The sequence below is a fragment of the Marinococcus sp. LNHM5E3-2.1 genome (genome assembly GCF_056034365.1).
In genome coordinates, this window is the sequence record NZ_JBQLIB010000011.1 from 47,203 (window position 1) to 66,076 (window position 18,874).

Here is an 18,874-nt window from a genome sequence, read left to right on the forward strand (position 1 = left end):
ATCCCGCTTTCCATCAGCGGGATTTTTATATTTTTACAATTAGGCAGATTAAATCGGGGGAAAACGGGTATACCATTACTACCCCACCCCATACCTCGATTATTGGACCATCTGAAGCCAGTTATATCTGCTGGCCCGGTTCATAATTGTGCCACTTCCTGATGCCCGCAGGCAGATGCCTGCGGGCATTTGGTATGTATAAAAACAAAAATAAAACCGAAGCTCCTGAGAGCTCCGGCTTATCATTATACTTATTCTTCCGCTTCAAGGTCTTCGATGGATTCAATGTCCATGTATTCCGGAACGACCAGGCCGGTAATAGCGCCTTCAAGGTTCGCACCAAGGTCTTCATAGTCATCGCCGTATTCTTCCATCTGGCTTGCGTGCGTGTTCGGGAACCAGCCGGCAACCATGCCGTCTGCTTCGCCGTCAGCAACAGCCGCAAACATTGGTCCAGCTTCAAGCTGTGTTAATGTTACGTCGTAGCCAAGATCGGTAAGCACTTCTCCGACTACGTTAGTGGAAGCAATTTCAGAGTCCCAGGCCACGTAGACGAGTTCAATCGCTTCGCCGTCGACCTCTTCCACGCCGTCGGTCCATTCAGATACCATATCTTCGTTTTCATCGACCCATGTAGCAGCAGCTTCAGCCGGCTCGGTGCCATCCTGAATCTCTACCATAATATCTTCCATGTTAGAAGCTTCCCACTGGAACTGGTCGAGGAACTGATACGCTCCCGGCATATCCTCTTCAAGTCCCTGGCGTACGACGGTATGAATATCGTCACCTTCGCCGTAGGAGCCTTCCGGGTCCTCGAGGTATTTCAGGTCATATTCCGAAAACATCCAGTGCGGGGTCCAGCCGGTAACAATAATCGGCTCTTCGTTTTCAACAGCATCGCCGAGTGCACTAGTCATCGCCGCACCGGAGCTTGACTGCAGATTCCAGTTGCTAAGGCCGTAATCTTCGATGGCCTGTTCACTTTGAGACATAATACCAGCACCGGCATCAATACCGGTAATCGTGTAGTCTACTTCTTCACCAAAACCGCCGCCGGAAGAGGATTCTTCACTCGATCCGGAATCGTCAGAGCCGCCGGATTCCTCTGAATCCCCGCCTCCTCCGCCACCGCAGGCGGTCATCACTGCTGCCATTGAAATCCCGGCTGCGCCTAAACCAGCTTTTTTCCATAATTTCTCCATGTGAATTACTCCCCTTTTGTTCTTAATTGTATGGATACTCCCTGTTCCGGGAGGTATACCTATTTTCGTTTACTTGCTCCAATGCCCTGCGTCAGCCGATCCAGAATGATCGCTACAATCACGATCGCAAGGCCGGCTTCAAAGCCGCCGCCGACATCGTTCCGGCCGACCGCAAAGTACACCGCCGTCCCGAGGCCGTCTGCCCCGATCATCGAAGCAATAACAACCATCGAAAGTGCCAGCATGATCGTCTGGTTAATCCCGGCCATGATCGTTGTTTTCGCCATCGGCAGCTGTACCTTAAACAGCTTCTGGTTTCCTGTCGATCCGAAGGCCTCCGACGCTTCGATAATTTCGGTCGGCACCTGCCGAATCCCGAGATTCGTAAAGCGGATCGTCGGCGGCATCGCAAAGATGACCGAGGCGACGACGCCCGGCACCATCCCGATGCCGAAAAAGGCAACTGCCGGGATCAGGTACACAAAGGCGGGCATCGTCTGCATAAAGTCGAGCACCGGCTTGATCGTGCCCTCGACTGCAGAACTCCTGGACATCCAGATGCCGACCGGAACCCCGATGACAATGGAAATTACTCCGGCGGTCAGCACAATCGCAAGCGTCAGCACCATGTCCTCCCAGTAGCCCAGGTTCCAGATGAGCAGCAGCCCAAGCAGGACAAACACGGTAAGCCCGATTTTTCTGCCGGCAAACCAGAACGTTAATCCAACAATAATAATCAACAGCAGCCACGGCGGAAAGATGCCAAAAAACCATTCAAATCCACTGATAATATAGCCTATAAAATCGGTGAGCGGCCCAAAAATAAATTCGGCCTGGGTCAGCCAGTCGACAAACGCATCAATCCAGGCAGCAAGCGGCAGCGGTGTAATGTTACTCAACGGCTGACACCTCCTTACCCGAAAGCAGCGCCATAACAGCGCCTCTTACAACTATGCCTACAATCTTATTATCTTCATCAACGACGGCTACTGGTGTGTTTTTGTATGTAAGCAGCTCGATCATTTCCTTGACTACTGTATCCCTTTGTACCGTAGGCACATCTTCATGCAGAATGCTTCGCATATCTTCCGATCCCTGCTCCACCAGGCGCGATACTTCATCGGCATGGACAATACCGAGCAGCGTCCGGTCTTTATTCGTTACATACAGGCTCGAAATACCTTCCTTTTTCATGCGCTGAAGTGCGGCTCTCGGCCCGTCCTTATCGATCGTGAGCGTCTCGGGCCGCTTCATGACGGATTCGGCGGTAAATACCTTGGAGCGGTCCACGTCTTCCACGAACTGGGCGACGTAATCATCCGCCGGATGCTGGAGAATTTCCTCCGGCGTACCAATCTGAACCACCCGTCCATCTTTCATAATCGAAATGCGGTCCCCGAGCCGAAGCGCTTCGTCCAAATCATGGGTGATAAACACAATTGTCTTTTTCATCCGGTCCTGAAGCTCCAGCAGCTCATCCTGCATTTCCTTCCGGATCAGGGGATCAAGCGCCGAGAAGGCTTCATCCATCAGCAGAATATCCGTGTCTGCCGCTAGTGCCCGTGCCAGGCCGACCCGCTGCTGCATTCCGCCGGACAGCTCATCCGGATACATGTTGCCGTAGCCGCCAAGCCCGACCAGCTGCAGAGCTTCGTCTGCTTTTTTCTTTTTTTCCTGCTCCTCGAGTCCCTGAATTTCCAGGCCGTACGCGACGTTGTCGAGAATTGTCCGGAACGGAAATAGTCCGAATTGTTGGAAAACCATGCTCATTTTTTCCCTGCGCACCGCTCTCAGCCCTTTGTCGTCCATACGGGCCAAATCGTCACCGTCCACCCAGACGCTTCCTTCGGTCGGATCAATTAACCGGTTCAGAAGTCTCACAAGTGTAGATTTTCCACTCCCGGAAAGTCCCATGATCACAAATATTTCTCCGGCCTCCACCGAAAAGTTGGTCCGGTTCACGCCAACCGTGCAGCCGGTTTCTTCCAGGATTTCGTCTTTCGATTTCCCCTGTTCCAGCAGTTTAATTGCACGATTCGGGCGTTTGCCGAAGACCTTAGTTAAGTTTTCCACTTCTATCTTCGCCAACGTTTCACACCCCGTTTACTATGTCTCTGTCTAAATTTATTATCACTCTTATACTATATATTATTAGGCTAAAAGTTACAAAACTTTTATCATGCCATTTAGGGCCGTTTGAGGCGTAAAGTATATACTGTACATACATTATATACTTATATCTATTAATATCTGCTGATTAAAGGACTTAACGACCGAATATTCAATTTTTTTATTTCACAGCCATTTGCTAAACTTTAACCATACATGCAAAAAGGGGGGTCCGTATGGAAAAGAAGCAGCATATTCAGAACAAGCTGGATGAAGCAAAAAACCAGTTCATTTCCACGATTGCCCAGAATATGGGCCTATACGGTGTTTCCGATACAAACGGACGCCTGTACGGAACCATGTTGTTTGCCGAGCGTCCAATGACACTCGATGACATGAGCGAGGCACTGGGCATGAGTAAAATGAGTATGAGCACCGGTATACGGGCCCTCATGGATGCAGGCATGGTCGAACGGGTATGGGAAAAAGGGGTACGCAAGGATTTGTACCAATCCAACGACGACTGGTATCAATCATTTACCTCTGTTTTTGTCAACCGCTGGCGGGAGGCCTCGGATAATAACCAAAATGCAGCCCGCCGTGCCAAAGAGGAATTTGAATCCTGTTTAGAGGAAGCGGAGGATCCCCTCCTTATCGAAGAGCTTCAGCACGATCTTGAAAAAATCAATTACGCCCTGAGCTATTATGAATGGCTTGATGAAGTGATCCGCATTTTTGAAAGCGGTGAAATTTTTGCGAAGATCCCCCCAAAGTAACTCCCGCTTTCAAATTTCCAGCAACGGCAGCCGGTGCTCAAGCCGGATCTGCTCCCTTATTCTGACTGCTGCCTCTGCCCCCGTGGCATCTTTTTGCCAGAGGAGAGCATACTGATACAGGTCGTGCCATTCCAGAATATTCGCAAACTGTTGCAGCGAAGAAAGCGGTATGCTTCGTACACTGTCATAGCCGGCGAGCAGTTCATTAAAAACCATCCGGGCAAAGGGCTGATAGTCCTGTTCTCCGGAAAAGGAAAGCAGAATGTCCCGCAGCAGCGCAGCAAGATCATATAAGCTTACATGAACTCCCGGCATCGCTCCCGGGGACAAACCCTCTCCCCCTGCATTTTGCTCCCTATTTATTTCTCTGAAAACAAAACCTGTGTTCTCCAACTGAAGGGCTGCACGTTCGATCACGGGAAACAGCGCATCGATGCTTCGCCGGATCATCATCTGGCCTTTTGGAAGCAGCAGTTCCATCTGCTGGTATTCTGTCTTTAAAGTCTGCTCCGCCAGCCAAACGCTGTCTTTATCGTTTAGCGGCAGTTTCTCTTGCCAGCTGCGGTGCTTTTCTGCCAGACAGGCGCCAAGCTGCCGGTAATTTCCCCCTTCCTTACCAGCGTGGCCACGGCTACCCGGCTTCTTCTGATACATATAGGCCCAGCCTGCCTCCCCGGCCTCTGCCAGTTTTTTTCCCTCTCTTGTCTTTTTGATGCTGATATCGTTGTCAGCTTCAAGCCACCGGACCGTATCGTTTTCCGGAAGCGCAAGATCACCGGTCACAAGCTCCCACACTAATCCTTCTTTATCACTTACACTCCAGCATCTGGCTCCTTGCTGCCCGGACGAAGCTGCTTCTATACCGTATACCTGTTGAATCCAACGACGGATCGATTCTGTGTTCATTGGTCTTCCCCATTTCATTTACTGTAGATTTTTTCGTTTTTCTTTTACACTGGACTAGCATAGAAAAGCATTCTGTTTAGCTGGAGGAACGCAGATGAATATCAGTATTCTTGATCAATCACCGATTGCAGAAGGCGAGACCCCCGAAAAAGCCTTCGAACACAGCCGCGAGCTCGTTCAAATGGCGGAGAATTGGGGATTTCACCGCTTTTGGGTAGCCGAGCACCACAGCACCAGCGGTTTGGCCGGCTCTTCGCCAGAAATTCTGATGTCACATCTCGCAAGCGTCACCACAAGCATCCGCATTGGCTCGGGAGGCGTCCTGCTCCCACAGTACAGTCCGTACAAAGTAGCCGAAAACTTTAAAGTGCTTGAAGCTTTATTTCCGGGCCGGATCGACCTTGGCATTGGAAGATCTCCCGGCGGAGGTAATACGATCCGGGAAGCCCTGACGGATGGAAATAAAAAGAGCATGTCCGCCTTTCCCCGCCTTCTTCAGGAGGTCCAGGGGTTTATTGACCGCTCTCTTCCCGGTGACCACCCCTATGCGTCGATCAAAGCCTCTCCGATGAGCAGCTCCCTGCCGGAAACCTGGGTACTCGGTTTGTCCGAGCGCGGCGCCCGGGATGCCGGCAAACAAAGCGCCGGCTTCATGTTCGGCCAGTTTATCAGCCCGGACCAGGGCGTCGAGGCTGTCCGTAAATACCATGCCTCCTTTGTACCAAGTGACCGGCAGCCCCGGCCGGTCGCCGCCGCCTGTGTATTTATCGTCTGTGCGGCTACCGATGAAGAGGCTGACCGCCTGGCGCTGAGCCAGGACCAGTGGCTTTTAAATATCGAAAAGGGCACAAATACAAAAGTCCCTGCTCCGGAAAGCGTAAATCCTGCTGCCTGGACGCAGGAAGAACAGGAAAAAGTGCGGGAGAACCGGCGCCGGGCTGTTATCGGCTCCCCGGCCACCGTGCAGAAACAGCTGCGTGAACTGCGGGATAAGCTCGGGCTCGATGAACTGATGGGCATTACCAACATTTATGATTTTGAAGCAAAAAAGAAATCCTTCCAATACGCCGCCGATATTGCCGCCAACCTTTAAACGAAAAAATCCGCACGCTCATTTTCCGAGCGTGCGGATTTTTTGTTTTCCTAGTAAGAATCTGCTGCCGGTACTCCCTGGCTGCTTTCCTGGGATTCTTTTTCGCTGGAGCGGAAGGAGAGCCACGAAAGCATCAGACCTAACAGCGTAATGAAAGCGCCGGCCATCCCGATCATCGGCAGGCTGAGACCGAGACTGATGACCACACCACCAACCCAGGCGCCAAAGGCGTTCGCCAGGTTAAAGGCAGAGACCGCGGACGCGCTTGCGATCGAAGGCGCCCCTTCCGCTGCCCGGATAACCGTTGTCTGCAGAATTGGTACTGTACCAAAGGCTCCCATCCCCAACAGAAGCACCGATACCGGGGCTAGCCATGGGATGGTACTCGTTAAGGTGAGCGTCGACAGAATCACGGTCAGTGAAGCCATCACGACCATCAGTGGCTTCAACAGAGATTCTGCATTCAAACGCCCCGAAAGCATGTTACCCAAAACGCCTCCGACCCCGAATAAAAATAGGGAAAGCGTTATACCTGCCGGACCAAAGCCTGTTATATCCTGAAGCAGGGGCTCAATATACGTGTAGGCGGTAAAAACACCTGAATAGCCGAATACTGTAATAGCGAGTGCAAACAACACCTGTTTTCTTTTGAATACGCCAAGCTCTTTTCTCATGGACGTTGGTTCTTCAGCATTCATATTCGGCACGAAAAAGATAATTCCGAGCAGGCTGATCACGCCGAGTCCGGCAATACCGGCAAACACTATGCGCCAGTCAAATAAATCTCCGATATACGCACCGAACGGTACGCCGATCATTAAGGAAATCGTCAGACCGCCATTAATGGCAGCCACCGCGCCGGACTTTTTCGACGGAGGGACAACTTCGCTTGCCATAACCATCGCAATGGCAAAGAACGGACCGTGCATCAATGCAGAGAAGACGCGTGCCCACAGCAGCACCGTGTAATTTGGCGCCAGGGCGCTGGCAACGCTGGATCCGATAAACAAAAGCATTAACCCAATTAATACATACTTCCTTGGAAACTTCACCAGAAGAGATATAGCAATTGGCGAGAGCACGGCGACGCCGAGCGCATACATGCTGACAATCAGACCCGCGGCAGAAATCGTGATGCCAAAGGAGTCAGAGACATTCGACAAAATCCCCATGGCGACGTATTCAGTAGTTCCGATAGCGAACGTAGAAATCATAAACATGGCAATCATCACCATTGGGCGGAACGTTTGGCCATTGCGTACGATCATTGTTATCCCTCCTTGATACATTAGTTAATTAATTTTTCACTCTGTTTTATCTCACAACGAGTTCTTATTCTATAGGCTGGGCTTTTATACGTCTAGACTGTAAAACGCTTACGACACAAAATCGTCACATTTTTTCTGTTGATTTTTTTATTTTTATCATGTAAGGGTTATCATTTCCTTTTTATCAATATTTTTATTTATTTTACGTATCCATCGTTATGATGCTTTTTATACAATTCGCTGTTATCAGGGGTTTGCGCGGAATTTGGCAGGGGTAAACCTTTTTTCGTGCGTACTATTCAAAACGTTTCGATAAACTCATACAGCAGGAAAGAAGGGACATCATGTTTTCACTTTTTACATTCATACTTATTACTATTGCCATTGCCGTCTACGCCGCCTACCGGACGAAAAACATTAACATGCAGAGTCAAGAGGGGTATTTTCTCGGCGGCCGCAGTCTGATGGCACTTACCATTGGCTCATCCACCCTGCTTGCCAATCTCTCCACTGAGCAGCTCGTTGGACTTAGCGGGCAAACGTACACTGGCTCGATGGCTTCGATGGCCTGGGAGGTTACTACACCAGTGGCACTCATTTTTATGGCATTTATGTTTTTGCCTAAATACTTACGGGCGGGCGTAACTACCGTTACCGAGTTTCTTGAAAAGCGCTATGATCAGCGGACAAGGCAGATCGTTTCATTACTTATGCTGCTCGGGTTTGCTTCCTCGTTTCTGCCGACCGTGCTGTATTCCGGCTCCCTCGTGCTTGATCAGATATTTGATATTTCGGATGTGCTTGGCACGAGCCAGTTTTTCACCGTCTTAATCGTTTCTGCCGGCATCGGACTTGTCGGCATGCTTTATATTGTGTTCGGCGGCCTGAAGGCTATCGCTTCCGCTGATTCACTGTACGGCGTCGGACTAATTGCCGGTGGTATTCTTATTCTCGTACTCGGACTCATGGCACTCGGCAATGGCAATATGTTTAACGGGGTTGGAACGCTCACCTCGGAGCATACTGACAAATTAAACGCCATCGACGGCAGCAACGACGCCCAGGTGCCGTGGCCGACAATATTTATGGGGCTTTTATTTAACAATCTTTTTTACTTTTGTATTAATCAGGCCATCGTCCAGCGCCCGCTTGCGGCACGTAATTTAAAAGAAGGTCAGAAGGGTGTTATGATTACTGCCCTATTTAAATTGTTCGGTGCCTTTTACCTCGTACTTCCTGGCGTCATCGCCTATCATCTGTACGGCAGCAGTCTCGCTAATGGAGACGCCGCCTATCCGACGCTCGTGACTGACCTGCTGCCGCCGGTACTGACCGGTGTGTTCGCAGCTATTTTGTTCGGCGCTGTCCTGAGTTCATTTAACGGAGGCATCAACAGCGTTATTACACTGTTTACGCTTGATTTATATAAACCGTTGTTTCACCCGGAGGCCGATGAAGCAGCCCTCGTTCGTTCCGGGCAGCGGTTTGCCATGATCGTCGCTATTGTCTCCATCTTTATTTCTCCCTTTATTTTGTTTGCACCGTCAGGGTTATACAATTACCTGCAGGAAATGTTTGGTTTCTTTAATATTCCGGTGCTTGCCATTATGGTCGTCGGCTTTTATACAAAAAATGTATCACCGTTTGCTGCAAAGGTGGCTGTACCGGTACACATCATTTTGTACGGCGCAAGCAAAATCTTTATCGGAGAGCTCAACTTCCTTTATGTATTGAGTGTGCTGTTTCCGCTCAGCGTCATTGTGATGCTCGTTGCAGGGAAACTCAAGCCGATGGATAAGCCTTTCGAATTCAAAAACGAAGCACCGGTGGACATGGTGCCGTGGAAATATGCCAAGCCGGCAGCGGCCGGCCTGATTATCGGCATCGGCATTCTTTATGTAATCTTCTCTCCTCTCGGAGTCGCTTCCTAACCTCAAAAAAAGTGCACCGCGGCCGGAGTGGCTGCGGTGCTTTTTCGTTTACTCCCATTGTTCAAGGACAATTTTACCAATCGTTTTACCCGACTCCACCCGTCGATGTGCTTCTTTCATCTGGCCGGCATTCAGCGGGGTCAGCGTTTTGGTGAGCGTCGGCTTGATAGTTCCTTGATCAAACAGATCAGCCAGTTCACCCAGAATTACGTGCTGCCGGATCATATCCTCCGTCTGGTACATCGGCCGCGTAAACATAAACTCCCACATAAAGGCGGCACTTTTTGCCTGCAGCTCGGTCAGCGGAAGCGGCTCCTCTGTTTCCACAATGGAACAAATGGTTCCCTGCGGACGAATGCACTCTGCCATCCCTGACCAGTGCTGGGCCGTATCGGTGAAGCAGAGAATATAGTCGACTCCGTCATATCCTGCCTCCTGGAGCTGCTTGAACAGAGGCTGGTGATGGTTAATCACTTTGTCTGCCCCCATCTGTTCGCACCAGGCCGTTGTTTCTTCACGTGAAGCAGTAGCGACTACATTAAGACCGGCCCATTTGGCGAGCTGAATCGCAATGGAGCCGACGCCGCCCGCGCCGTTTAACACGAGTACAGAAGCTCCGCGGTCCCGTTCCGGTACAATTCCAATCCGGTCGAACAGCGCTTCGTACGCAGTAATAGCAGTTAAAGGCATGGCAGCACTTTCGGCCACCGAAAGCTGCGCAGGCCGTCTGCCCACTACCCGCTCATCTACCAGGTGATACTCCTGGTTCGAGCCGGACCGCTGATTACTTCCAGCGTAATACACTTCATCGCCGGGCTGAAACAGCGACGCCTCTTCGCCCGCCGATTCTACGACACCGGCTGCGTCAAAGCCGAGAATCTGCGGCTCTGCTTCTTCCGCTCCTTCATTTCCTCCGCGGATTTTTGTATCCACCGGATTTACGGAAACCGCCTGGACACGCACAAGCAGATCCCGGCCCTTCGGTTCTGATTTTGCCACGTCAAACATTTCAAAGCTTGCTTGTTCTTCAATGGGAAGGTGTTTTTTAAAACCTATTGCTTTCATTAATGGACCCTTCTTTCCTCACTTGGTTAAAGCCATTCTGATTTCTCATACCCGCCCCCTTCCATCCGGCAAACAAATCCGCAGCTATTTATACCTGTTCGAAACTCTGCAGAAAATGAGTTATAATGATGAAACTATTCTTAATGAAAGAAGGCGGCGTATGCAGGATCAAACCCACACGTTTACTAAAAGGGAAGAATTCGCTAACGCAGTCACGCACGGCATCGGTGCTCTGCTGAGCGCTGCTGCGCTTATTATTATGATCGTTTTCGCTTCCATGAACGCTTCAGCCCTCCATGTGGTAAGCGTTTCTATTTTCGGCACATCCATGCTTATCTCCTACATATGCTCCACCCTGCTTCACAGCTTTCCGCCGGGCAGACTCAAGGATTTGTTTGAAGTGTTTGACCACTCTGCCATCTACCTGTTTATCGCAGGCACGTACACACCTTTTTTGTTTCACGCAATCGACGGTACCTTAAGCTGGGTCTTATTCAGCATCGTTTGGGGCATTGCCGCCATCGGGATTATTTTTAAAGCCTTCTTCACTAAACGGTTCCGTATTCTGTCGACCGTTTTTTACATCGGCATGGGGTGGATCATTATTATCGCCTGGCCGGCGCTTGTGAGCGCTCTGCCCTACGGCGGCCTCGTGCTGCTTGTTATTGGAGGCGTATTGTACACCGCCGGCACTATTTTTTACATGTGGCGAAGCTTTCCCTACCATCACGCCGTCTGGCATTTTTTTGTTCTCGCCGGCTCTGCCGCCCATTTCTCTGCCGTGTTTTTCTACGTTATCCCTTTATAGCAGACGAAAGCCCGTACTTTTCAGAGAGCACGGCTTTTTTTACATTGCCCGTTAACAAAGACCTCGGTTTGTGATAAGAATAAAAGTAAATATATACAAAGGATGTTTTTGCTTGCCGACACGTGCGCACACCTATATCAATTACGCTCTCGCTGTTCTGGCTGTCTATGCTGTGCTGCTGACGACCAGGCTGTTTTTTACCTCCAGCGAGCTTCTTACCTATATCACCCATCCGCTCGTTTTAATCATCCCGGTTGGCCTCACGGTCGCAGGCTTGCGGTATTTCATCGTTTATACCGAAGAGAAAAATAAAAAACGCTTCCTCTATTCTTTGATTGCCGGAAGCATCGCCCTGTTTCTTTTGTTTTTACTGTTTTTATATATTATTTCAAGGCTTGTTTCCCTCTGAAGCAATTTACTTCTATTCAAAATTTTGATAAGCTTCAAGATATTTACCAATGGTTTTTAAAGGAGAGAGAGTATGGCACAATCAGCACACTGGCGGACAAAAGCTCCCTACCGGGCAGACCAGGTAGGAAGCCTTTTGCGTACTGCCGCGATTAAAGAAGCACGTGAAAGCTATGCGAATGAATCCATTTCTGCGGATGAACTGCGGCGTGTAGAGGATAAGGAAATCGAACGCATCGTTCAGAAGCAAAAAGAAACGGGGCTTCAGGCTGTCACAGACGGAGAGTTCCGCCGCGCCTGGTGGCATTTTGACTTTCTTGAGGATTTAATTGGTGTGGAGGCCTACGATAAAGACTCCGGCATCCAGTTTGAAGGGGTACAGACAAAGGCCCGCGGCATCAAGGTGACCGGAAAAATTGACTTTAGCGATAAGCACCCAATGCTGGAGGATTTCCGCTACCTTCATCAGATCACCGGCAGCACCGAGGCAAAGTTTACGATACCAAGCCCGAACATGCTGCACCTTCGAAGCGAGATTGAGACCGACCTTTACAGCGGTCCCGGAGACATGATCGACGACCTGGCGAAGGCTTATCAAAAAGCGATTCAGGCGTTTTATGACGCCGGGTGCCGCTACCTGCAGCTCGACGACACATCCTGGGCGTATCTGTGCTCCGAGGAACAGGTCGAGCGTATGAATCAGGAGGGCATCGATCATCGTTCCCTGGTGGAACGCCATGCGCGGGCGGTCAATGAAGCCGTCGCCTACAAGCCGGAGGATATGACAATTACGATGCACATCTGCCGCGGTAACTTCCGCTCTACATGGATCTCCTCTGGCGGCTACGAGCCCGTAGCTGATATTTTGTTTGGCAGTGTCAATGTAGACGGCTTTTTCCTTGAGTATGACAGCGACCGGGCCGGCGATTTCAAACCGCTCCGCTTCATCAACCGCGAGGATGTGCAGGTCGTGCTCGGCCTAATCACCTCTAAAAGCGGAGAGCTTGAAAATGCGGAGGATGTAAAATCAAGAATCATGGAAGCATCCGAGTACGTACCGCTTGAGCAGCTCTGCCTGAGTCCGCAGTGCGGGTTCGCTTCGACTGAGGAAGGCAATGTTCTGACCGAGGACGAACAGTGGAAAAAGCTCGAGCACGTTGTAGCCATCGCAAAAGATGTATGGCAGGGATAATACAGAATAAAAAAGCAGGACCGAAAATTTTTGGTCCTGCTTTTTATCGTATTTAGTTGCTTAACACAGGAGCTTCCCTGGAGAAGTCACTCGTTTCAAGCTGTTCGTACAGAAAATCCACCAGCGTCTGGCGGTAGAGCGTGTTTTTCAGGTCATGCCGGCCGGGATAGCCTGCGGTCGGCGCGTTTTCGCCGGAAGGCTTATCGGAAAGCACCGGCACCCGAACGAGCGTCCAGTCCAGATTTGACTGGCGGATAATATCAGCGGCGTTCGCATTTTCATTCGATCCTTTAAACTTCGCCACTTTCCAGCCGGTGGTGAGCAGGCTGAACCGCTTGGACGTGCCGTCCTGCGGGGTTTTCACATCCGAGCTCGTGACTGCCACAAGACGGCTGATCCCCCGTTCCTGCATCGCGTTTACAATGTGGGACATGCCGGTGCTGAGCGGTGTACCCTTCGCCGCTTCCTTGCGGCCGAGGAGGCTGACTACCGCATCTGCGCCCTTCAGGGAGTCATAGACGTTCTGATAATTCGTAATTTCCCCTTCATGAACAGTCAAATTTTCATTATCAATCAATAATTTTTCCGGGTCGCGGGCGTATACGACTACTTCACTGCCTTCTTTTAATGCTTTACGGACAAAACGTTTTCCCGTATTGCCGGTCGCACCAAATACAACTATTTTCATATCGGTTCCCTCCTGTTTGTTCACACTGCTTCTTCCATTGTACCGGAGATGGAGGGCAAACCCAACCACAGTCGGAAAAACACAAATAAAAGGAGAGCGATTGAGGCCCCGGTTGCTCAATCGCTCTCCTTTATATCCATCGATGTGTCAATCTGCTGCCAAAAGCATCTGTTCGCTTTCTTCTGTAAGCTCCGTGTAAACGACGAGCCGTTCATCATGCGTCCCGTGCTCCTGTTCGAACGTGCCGGCGCAGGTGATCAGATTCAGATTCCGGCTGTCACTGCTTCCGAAAATTTCCTCAATCGGAGCTTCCTCCCGCGGATAGCTCACTACCTGCTGAACTTCAAACATAAGCTCCTGCCCGTCTTCAGTTGTCACCTGGATCTGTTCCCCTGCCTGTACGCTTTCGAGCTCGTAAAATACAGAGGGTCCGTCAATACTATCTACATGGCCTGCCATCACGGCATTGCCTTTCTCTCCAGGCTCCGGACCCGGCTCGAACCAGGCTACTCCGTTTTCGCTCGAGGGTACGCCCATCTGCCCATTGTCCAAAACTCCTACCGGCTCTAAAGGAGCCGAGACATCGATGGATGGAACAGATAATTCCTCAGGATCAGAGAGCGATATATCCTCTTTTTCTGCAGAAGCAGCCATATCCTCCACCCCGTTCACGCTTTCTTTTTCTGCCGGAGCGTTGGTATCTGCTTCTGAAGCTTTTTCCTGCCCCGCCGGTTTCCCCGAAAGCACTTCCGTTTCCGGGGGCGGGGAAAATACAGGAAGGAGAGCGTAGACACCGAAGCCAATTGCGATAGAAATCACAGCAGCTGTAAGCCCCGTTACTATCCACTGCTTCATACCGCCCGCCCCCTTTACCTGCGTGATGCTTTTTTGCAAGAACTACTCAGTTTACGCACGAAGTTTTTGATTGGATCACTTTTATTTAAAAAAATTTAAGAAAAATAAAAAAGCCTTCTTTTGAAGACTTTTTTACATTAAATAATCCCAGGCGTTTTTAGCGATTAAAGCGATGGTTACGATGATAAACAGCATCTTCACGTAGGCCGAGCCTTTTTTTATGGCGACATTTGCACCGACGTATGCGCCGGCAATCATCGCAGCCCCCATCGGCAGACCGTACGCATAATGAATCGAATCAAACCAGATAAACGCGAGCAGCCCGCCAATGTTGCTTGCAAAATTCAGCACCTTGGCATTTCCCGCAGCTTCGACAAAGTTGAAGCCAAGAAAAATAAAGGCAAACAGCAAAAACGATCCCGTCCCCGGGCCGAGAAAGCCATCATAAAATCCGAGGACCACAGCGACAAGCGCACCAACGATCCACACCTTCCGGGTGATGCTCTGAAACGTGGACAGGCTGCCCAAATTTTTGTTCACAAGCGTATAGATCGTCACCACGACAAGCAGAATTAAAATGATCGGCTCCAGAATATCCGGCGGAATCCGCTGCACGACGATTACGCCGAGGACCGATCCTGCAAACGCCAGGGGGAAAAGCGTAAACACGAGACGCTTGTTAATCTGGCCGTGCCGGAGAAACGAGATCATACTCGTCCCCGAGCCCATCGTCCCTGCGAGCTTATTCGTTCCTAGTGCCGTCTGCGGCGACATACCCGTAAAAAGAAGCGCCGGCATGGCAATCAGCCCGCCTCCGCCAACTACCGCATCCACAAATGCGGCGAGAAAACCGATCAAAACTAAAAATAACAATACCGATACCGAGAACTCATCCATATGTATGCAGCCCGCTTTCTGTAAAAACCAAAGATGTCCCTGCTATTTTACCGATTTCCGGCAGTCATTTCCACCCGTTTCCATCCGCCGGCCCACGCCAGCAACCTAAAAAAGCAGCCGGCGCCGGCTGCTTTTTGTTTACGTTCGTTGCTCAGATGTTTTTTCCCGCTCGCCTTCCGGTGTTTCCTCCTCTTTTTCTCCGTCCTGCTCTTCGTTTTCGGCATTTTGACCGCTGTTGGTGATTTCCCCGGCGTCGATACCGTCTTCATGCAGCCATTTGGCAATAAAGATAAACCCGACAACCGCGATAAAGCTCATGGTCCACGAAAGCACCTGCCGCAGAATAATACCTTCGTCGAAGGCTTCCACGCCGTAGCTTTGCACGAGCCAGATTTTAACGAACGCTAGAATAAACTCCCGAAGGGCAAAAAACAGCGTGATCGCCTGAAACACCCATAAGTATTTGCGCACGTAAAACTGTTTTTTCAGCTGCTGGCGGTCCCCGCCCTGCAGCTCCATAAAATCAACGGTAAAAAAGAGCCAGATCGGCCGCATAAAAATGACGGTTAAAATAAAAAACGCACCCATCACAAAATCATAGTAAATATTATTCCACAAAAGCTGCAATCCGCCGCCGGCAATAAGATCGAGGACGGTGCCAATAATCAGGGTGGCGATCATATAGATACCGAACGTATTCACCTTTTTCAGCAGTACGAAGCGGTACACTGTATAAATAATCCCCGGTACCGAGGATATAAGCATCGCTATATAATCACCTGTATAGTCCCGCGCCATATTCCAAATAAAGATTGGAAAGACGACGTAAAAAATAATGTCAAACCACATGATGTGCTTCTGCTGCACGCGCCCCACCTCCTTTATATATCCTATCACAAGTATAGAATATTTCGCGCCCGGGTATAGAAAAGTCAGGACGTATGCAGGAGGGAATACATTTGCTGCCAGAAGCCGAAGTGGAAAAAGCGAAAAAAAGAATGGTGGGACATCGGTGTGAAGGCTTTCTTAACGGGCCAAACCCGGTCGACCCTGTCGTCATGATGATCGGCGAGGCGCCGGGTGAAACGGAAATCACAGGCGGCGGTCCTTACGACGGACGCGCAGGGAAACAATTTCTCTCCTATTTGGAGGTTCTGCCATTTCCGCTGGAGGACATTTACGTCACCCGCACGATCAAAAGCCGTCCGTACCGTTGGGGCAAAACGCCCTCCGGTGTCCCGCGCAAATATAACCGCACACCAAACCAAAAGGAAATTATGGCCCATGCCCCGCTTCTCGATTGGGAGATCCGCTCGGCTTCGCCGAAGATTCTATGTCCGATGGGACGCACCCCGTACTGGCGGCTGTTCGGACGTTCACCTCGTATGCCGGATACCGCCGGCATACAATTTACATCTCCTGTCCGGCAGGTGAATACTACAGCGGAGGAGTACATGTGGAGCGGCGGGCACTATATAATTTACCCGCTGTATCATCCGGCAGCGAGCCTGTATAACCGGTCACTTGAACCTTTGATCCGACAGCATTTCTATGACCTTGCCCGCCTTTGTGCCAGGTTCACATAGACTCCGTCATATTCTGTTTTCTGCTTGTATGTTATAGTGATGAAGCGAAAATAAAGCATTACATATGCATATTATTTTCGCGCGTATTCCCGGCTAAGAAGTTCGGAAAATTCAGGCAATTCAGATACTATGGTGATGATCCACTCCCGCATCCGGTAGCTTTTCACGGCATTATAAAGTTCAGCATTGTCGCTACAGAAATAAATCATGTATCCCTTTTTCTTTAAATAATCCAAATCCGTTTCCCGTCCGACGATGACTTCACTTAGCTTTCTATCGCACCAGTACGCGTATCGAAGCTCCATCTTACCCATCTCCTCCAGAGGTTAGTGGACTAAAAAGCCAGCACCAAGAAAGCTCTTGATACTGGCTGTGAAGAAAAAGCACTCTGTCTTTTCTTATCCGGCCGGTGTATAAACATTTTTGCATTCCTGCTTCTACTTAAAATAAACGTCACGGACCGTTGGCTTCATTTCCACCAGTCATATGATCAATATATTAAAATTATCATATAAATAATGAAATATCTACCTTTTTTATGATAAATATTATAAAATATTAACAATAAAGGAGAATTCCAGTGATTGATATTCAAGCAAAACAAAAGGACATCGCAAGCTACGTTGGACGTCTGCTACGGGACTCTTTCGGAAAAGGACCCCAGGCAGCCTATGTGACTCTTGGGGAGACACACGCCATTATTTTCTTACGCGAATTCATGTCCTCCATCGAGGAGCATCTGCTTGAAGATAAAGGCGCCGAAGCCGTGCATGAGCTCCGGGAAAGCATGATGAAAACGATAATACCCGAAGTCAAACGCTATATTGAAAGCACGACCGGCATTGAATTAAACGAACTGTTTTACGACTGGAACATGGACCATCGTTCCGGCGTCATTATCGGATTAAAACCCGAGTCTTACAGCAATGCCGGACAGACTTCAGAGCCGATTGCAAAAGAGTATCCAAACAAGCAGAAGCTCGAGCAGGTGATCGGGGAAACGAGCAACAAAGCAGAGCGTGTGCCTGACGATGTTTCTTCGGTCCAGGTGAACAACCGGACGACGCTGATTGTCCGTACCGGTATTCTCGTACCTATCGAAAAGCGGCTGATTGCCCTCGGATACGAGGACGTTTTAAAAATTGCCAAACGCGAGCTCGAAAAGGAACTATTCATGGAAGAGGATTTGTTTACCAGCCTTTTAGGAGCAAAAGTGGAAGATATTTTTATCGACTGGAATTTTGAAAAAGACAAAAGCACAGTTATTATCGTAACAGCTCCTGTAAAATAACATTTCTTTATTACACCACTGAAAGGCCTGATATCCGTGATTCCCATTACGTTTCACCATGTGCATACTCCGGGGTCGCTCATCGAAAACCACCGCGATTACCGGCACTACCATTCCATAGAATGGAAGGATCACTTCGACAGCAATTTTATTTCATTTAAACAGATGCCGGACCCTGATTACTTCCAGGAAATCGAAGCTTACTTACGCGATTTTCACAATTCCCGGGGCCAAAAGCATTTGAAATTTCATTTTCCGCCGAACACAGAGCTTCCGCTGGCATTAAATCAGTATCTGCACAGTACCCTGTATGATGTGACCGTCATGGAGCTGTACGCTATCCGACCGGATGACTTTCCGCGAAAAAACGCCCCTGAAGGATGCGATATCCAGCGCGTCGATGTTGAAAACCTGCCCGCTTTTCTCGCGATGCAGCTTGAGCAGGATCTCCCTCTCGGCGAAGCGTACGCAGCTCAAAAACAGCACATGCTCGAACAGCGGTTTTACGATGCTTCGTTTATTCAGCTGATCGCCTATCACCACGGACAACCTGCCGGCTTTGTAGAACTGATTGCCGGCGATCATTCTGTAGAACTGGATAATCTGTTTGTCCACGATGAGCTGCAGCAAAAAGGCATCGGCCACGCCCTGCAGCAGTTTGCCATGAACCTTTTTCCGGATAAAGCAATCTTTCTCGTCGCAGACCAGGAGGATACCCCGCGCGACATGTATCGAAAGCAGAACTATAAACGGCTCGGCTTTCAGTACACCGCTATTTTTCAATAATATGAGTGCACGC

The 18,874-nt window shown here is 49.8% G+C and carries 20 protein-coding genes; 9 read left to right on the forward strand and 11 right to left on the reverse strand.

The features are described 5' to 3' along the window. Window positions 1-251 precede the first annotated feature (251 nt). The 3 genes from ACTRXH_RS12365 to ACTRXH_RS12375 are packed head-to-tail and all read right to left on the reverse strand — an operon-like array spanning window position 252 to window position 3,290. A complete protein-coding gene (locus tag ACTRXH_RS12365; protein ID WP_474282360.1) occupies window positions 252-1,202 on the reverse strand; it encodes a glycine betaine ABC transporter substrate-binding protein in 951 nt (316 codons plus the stop codon). Between the two features lie 59 nt (window positions 1,203-1,261). Beyond that, on the reverse strand, window positions 1,262-2,101 hold the full coding sequence (locus ACTRXH_RS12370) for an ABC transporter permease (protein ID WP_474261104.1): 840 nt from the start codon (window positions 2,099-2,101) through the stop codon (window positions 1,262-1,264). Next, complete coding sequence (locus ACTRXH_RS12375) at window positions 2,094-3,290, reverse strand: quaternary amine ABC transporter ATP-binding protein (protein WP_474261103.1); 1,197 nt, start codon at window positions 3,288-3,290, stop codon at window positions 2,094-2,096. The genes ACTRXH_RS12370 and ACTRXH_RS12375 overlap by 8 nt, the downstream gene beginning before the upstream one ends. Before the next feature lie 257 nt (window positions 3,291-3,547). On the opposite strand from ACTRXH_RS12375, the gene ACTRXH_RS12380 reads away from it, so the two are divergent. Then, window positions 3,548-4,087, forward strand: a complete 540-nt coding sequence (locus tag ACTRXH_RS12380) for a GbsR/MarR family transcriptional regulator (protein ID WP_474282362.1) — start codon at window positions 3,548-3,550, stop codon at window positions 4,085-4,087. A 9-nt stretch (window positions 4,088-4,096) separates the two neighbouring features. Here ACTRXH_RS12380 and ACTRXH_RS12385 read toward each other — a convergent pair whose 3' ends face one another. Continuing rightward, window positions 4,097-4,993, reverse strand: coding sequence for a hypothetical protein (locus tag ACTRXH_RS12385; protein WP_474282364.1), 897 nt, complete (start codon window positions 4,991-4,993; stop codon window positions 4,097-4,099). Between the two features lie 94 nt (window positions 4,994-5,087). Here ACTRXH_RS12385 and ACTRXH_RS12390 point away from each other — a divergent pair, with 94 nt between their 5' ends. Then, window positions 5,088-6,086 carry an LLM class flavin-dependent oxidoreductase gene (locus ACTRXH_RS12390; RefSeq protein ID WP_474282366.1) on the forward strand — a complete coding sequence of 333 codons (999 nt, stop codon included), beginning with the start codon at window positions 5,088-5,090 and terminating at the stop codon, window positions 6,084-6,086. Window positions 6,087-6,136: 50 nt separating this feature from the next. Here the strand turns inward: ACTRXH_RS12390 and ACTRXH_RS12395 are convergent, their stop codons facing one another. Beyond that, complete coding sequence (locus ACTRXH_RS12395; protein ID WP_474282368.1) at window positions 6,137-7,354, reverse strand: MFS transporter; 1,218 nt, start codon at window positions 7,352-7,354, stop codon at window positions 6,137-6,139. A 341-nt stretch (window positions 7,355-7,695) separates the two neighbouring features. Here ACTRXH_RS12395 and ACTRXH_RS12400 point away from each other — a divergent pair, with 341 nt between their 5' ends. Beyond that, a complete protein-coding gene (locus ACTRXH_RS12400; protein ID WP_474282420.1) occupies window positions 7,696-9,285 on the forward strand; it encodes a solute:sodium symporter family transporter in 1,590 nt (529 codons plus the stop codon). A 48-nt stretch (window positions 9,286-9,333) separates the two neighbouring features. On the opposite strand, the gene ACTRXH_RS12405 is transcribed toward ACTRXH_RS12400, so the two are convergent. Next, the gene (locus ACTRXH_RS12405; protein ID WP_474282370.1) at window positions 9,334-10,350 is read right to left on the reverse strand and encodes a zinc-binding alcohol dehydrogenase family protein; all 1,017 of its coding nucleotides are present in this window, start codon (window positions 10,348-10,350) and stop codon (window positions 9,334-9,336) included. 160 nt (window positions 10,351-10,510) lie between these two features. On the opposite strand from ACTRXH_RS12405, the gene trhA reads away from it, so the two are divergent. The 3 genes from trhA (at window position 10,511) to ACTRXH_RS12420 (ending at window position 12,758) form a co-directional block, all read left to right on the forward strand. After that, window positions 10,511-11,158 (forward strand): PAQR family membrane homeostasis protein TrhA, encoded by a 648-nt coding sequence (gene trhA / locus ACTRXH_RS12410; protein ID WP_474261097.1) that lies wholly within the window; start codon window positions 10,511-10,513, stop codon window positions 11,156-11,158. 112 nt (window positions 11,159-11,270) lie between these two features. Then, window positions 11,271-11,567, forward strand: a complete 297-nt coding sequence (locus ACTRXH_RS12415; RefSeq protein WP_474261096.1) for a hypothetical protein — start codon at window positions 11,271-11,273, stop codon at window positions 11,565-11,567. A gap of 72 nt (window positions 11,568-11,639) precedes the next feature. After that, window positions 11,640-12,758, forward strand: coding sequence for a 5-methyltetrahydropteroyltriglutamate--homocysteine S-methyltransferase (locus ACTRXH_RS12420; RefSeq protein ID WP_474261095.1), 1,119 nt, complete (start codon window positions 11,640-11,642; stop codon window positions 12,756-12,758). 52 nt (window positions 12,759-12,810) lie between these two features. Here ACTRXH_RS12420 and ACTRXH_RS12425 read toward each other — a convergent pair whose 3' ends face one another. The 4 genes from ACTRXH_RS12425 to ACTRXH_RS12440 form a co-directional block, all read right to left on the reverse strand. Continuing rightward, window positions 12,811-13,446 (reverse strand): NAD(P)-dependent oxidoreductase, encoded by a 636-nt coding sequence (locus ACTRXH_RS12425; protein WP_474282372.1) that lies wholly within the window; start codon window positions 13,444-13,446, stop codon window positions 12,811-12,813. A 147-nt stretch (window positions 13,447-13,593) separates the two neighbouring features. Further along, entirely contained in the window at window positions 13,594-14,301 is a 708-nt protein-coding gene (locus ACTRXH_RS12430) for a class F sortase (protein ID WP_474282374.1), read from the reverse strand. 132 nt (window positions 14,302-14,433) lie between these two features. Next, on the reverse strand, window positions 14,434-15,198 hold the full coding sequence (locus ACTRXH_RS12435) for a TSUP family transporter (RefSeq protein WP_474261091.1): 765 nt from the start codon (window positions 15,196-15,198) through the stop codon (window positions 14,434-14,436). 138 nt (window positions 15,199-15,336) lie between these two features. Continuing rightward, window positions 15,337-16,065, reverse strand: a complete 729-nt coding sequence (locus ACTRXH_RS12440) for a VC0807 family protein (RefSeq protein ID WP_474282376.1) — start codon at window positions 16,063-16,065, stop codon at window positions 15,337-15,339. Between the two features lie 92 nt (window positions 16,066-16,157). Between ACTRXH_RS12440 and ACTRXH_RS12445 the strand changes: the two genes are divergently transcribed. Beyond that, window positions 16,158-16,784: a uracil-DNA glycosylase gene (locus tag ACTRXH_RS12445; protein ID WP_474282378.1), complete on the forward strand. Its 627-nt coding sequence runs from the start codon at window positions 16,158-16,160 to the stop codon at window positions 16,782-16,784. Window positions 16,785-16,855: 71 nt separating this feature from the next. Here the strand turns inward: ACTRXH_RS12445 and ACTRXH_RS12450 are convergent, their stop codons facing one another. Continuing rightward, entirely contained in the window at window positions 16,856-17,089 is a 234-nt protein-coding gene (locus ACTRXH_RS12450; RefSeq protein ID WP_474282380.1) for a hypothetical protein, read from the reverse strand. Between the two features lie 275 nt (window positions 17,090-17,364). On the opposite strand from ACTRXH_RS12450, the gene ACTRXH_RS12455 reads away from it, so the two are divergent. Together ACTRXH_RS12455 and ACTRXH_RS12460 are read left to right on the forward strand one after the other, a co-directional pair. After that, on the forward strand, window positions 17,365-18,075 hold the full coding sequence (locus tag ACTRXH_RS12455) for a Na-translocating system protein MpsC family protein (protein WP_474261087.1): 711 nt from the start codon (window positions 17,365-17,367) through the stop codon (window positions 18,073-18,075). A gap of 36 nt (window positions 18,076-18,111) precedes the next feature. Continuing rightward, complete coding sequence (locus ACTRXH_RS12460) at window positions 18,112-18,861, forward strand: GNAT family N-acetyltransferase (protein WP_474282382.1); 750 nt, start codon at window positions 18,112-18,114, stop codon at window positions 18,859-18,861. The last annotated feature ends 13 nt before the right edge of the window (window positions 18,862-18,874 follow it).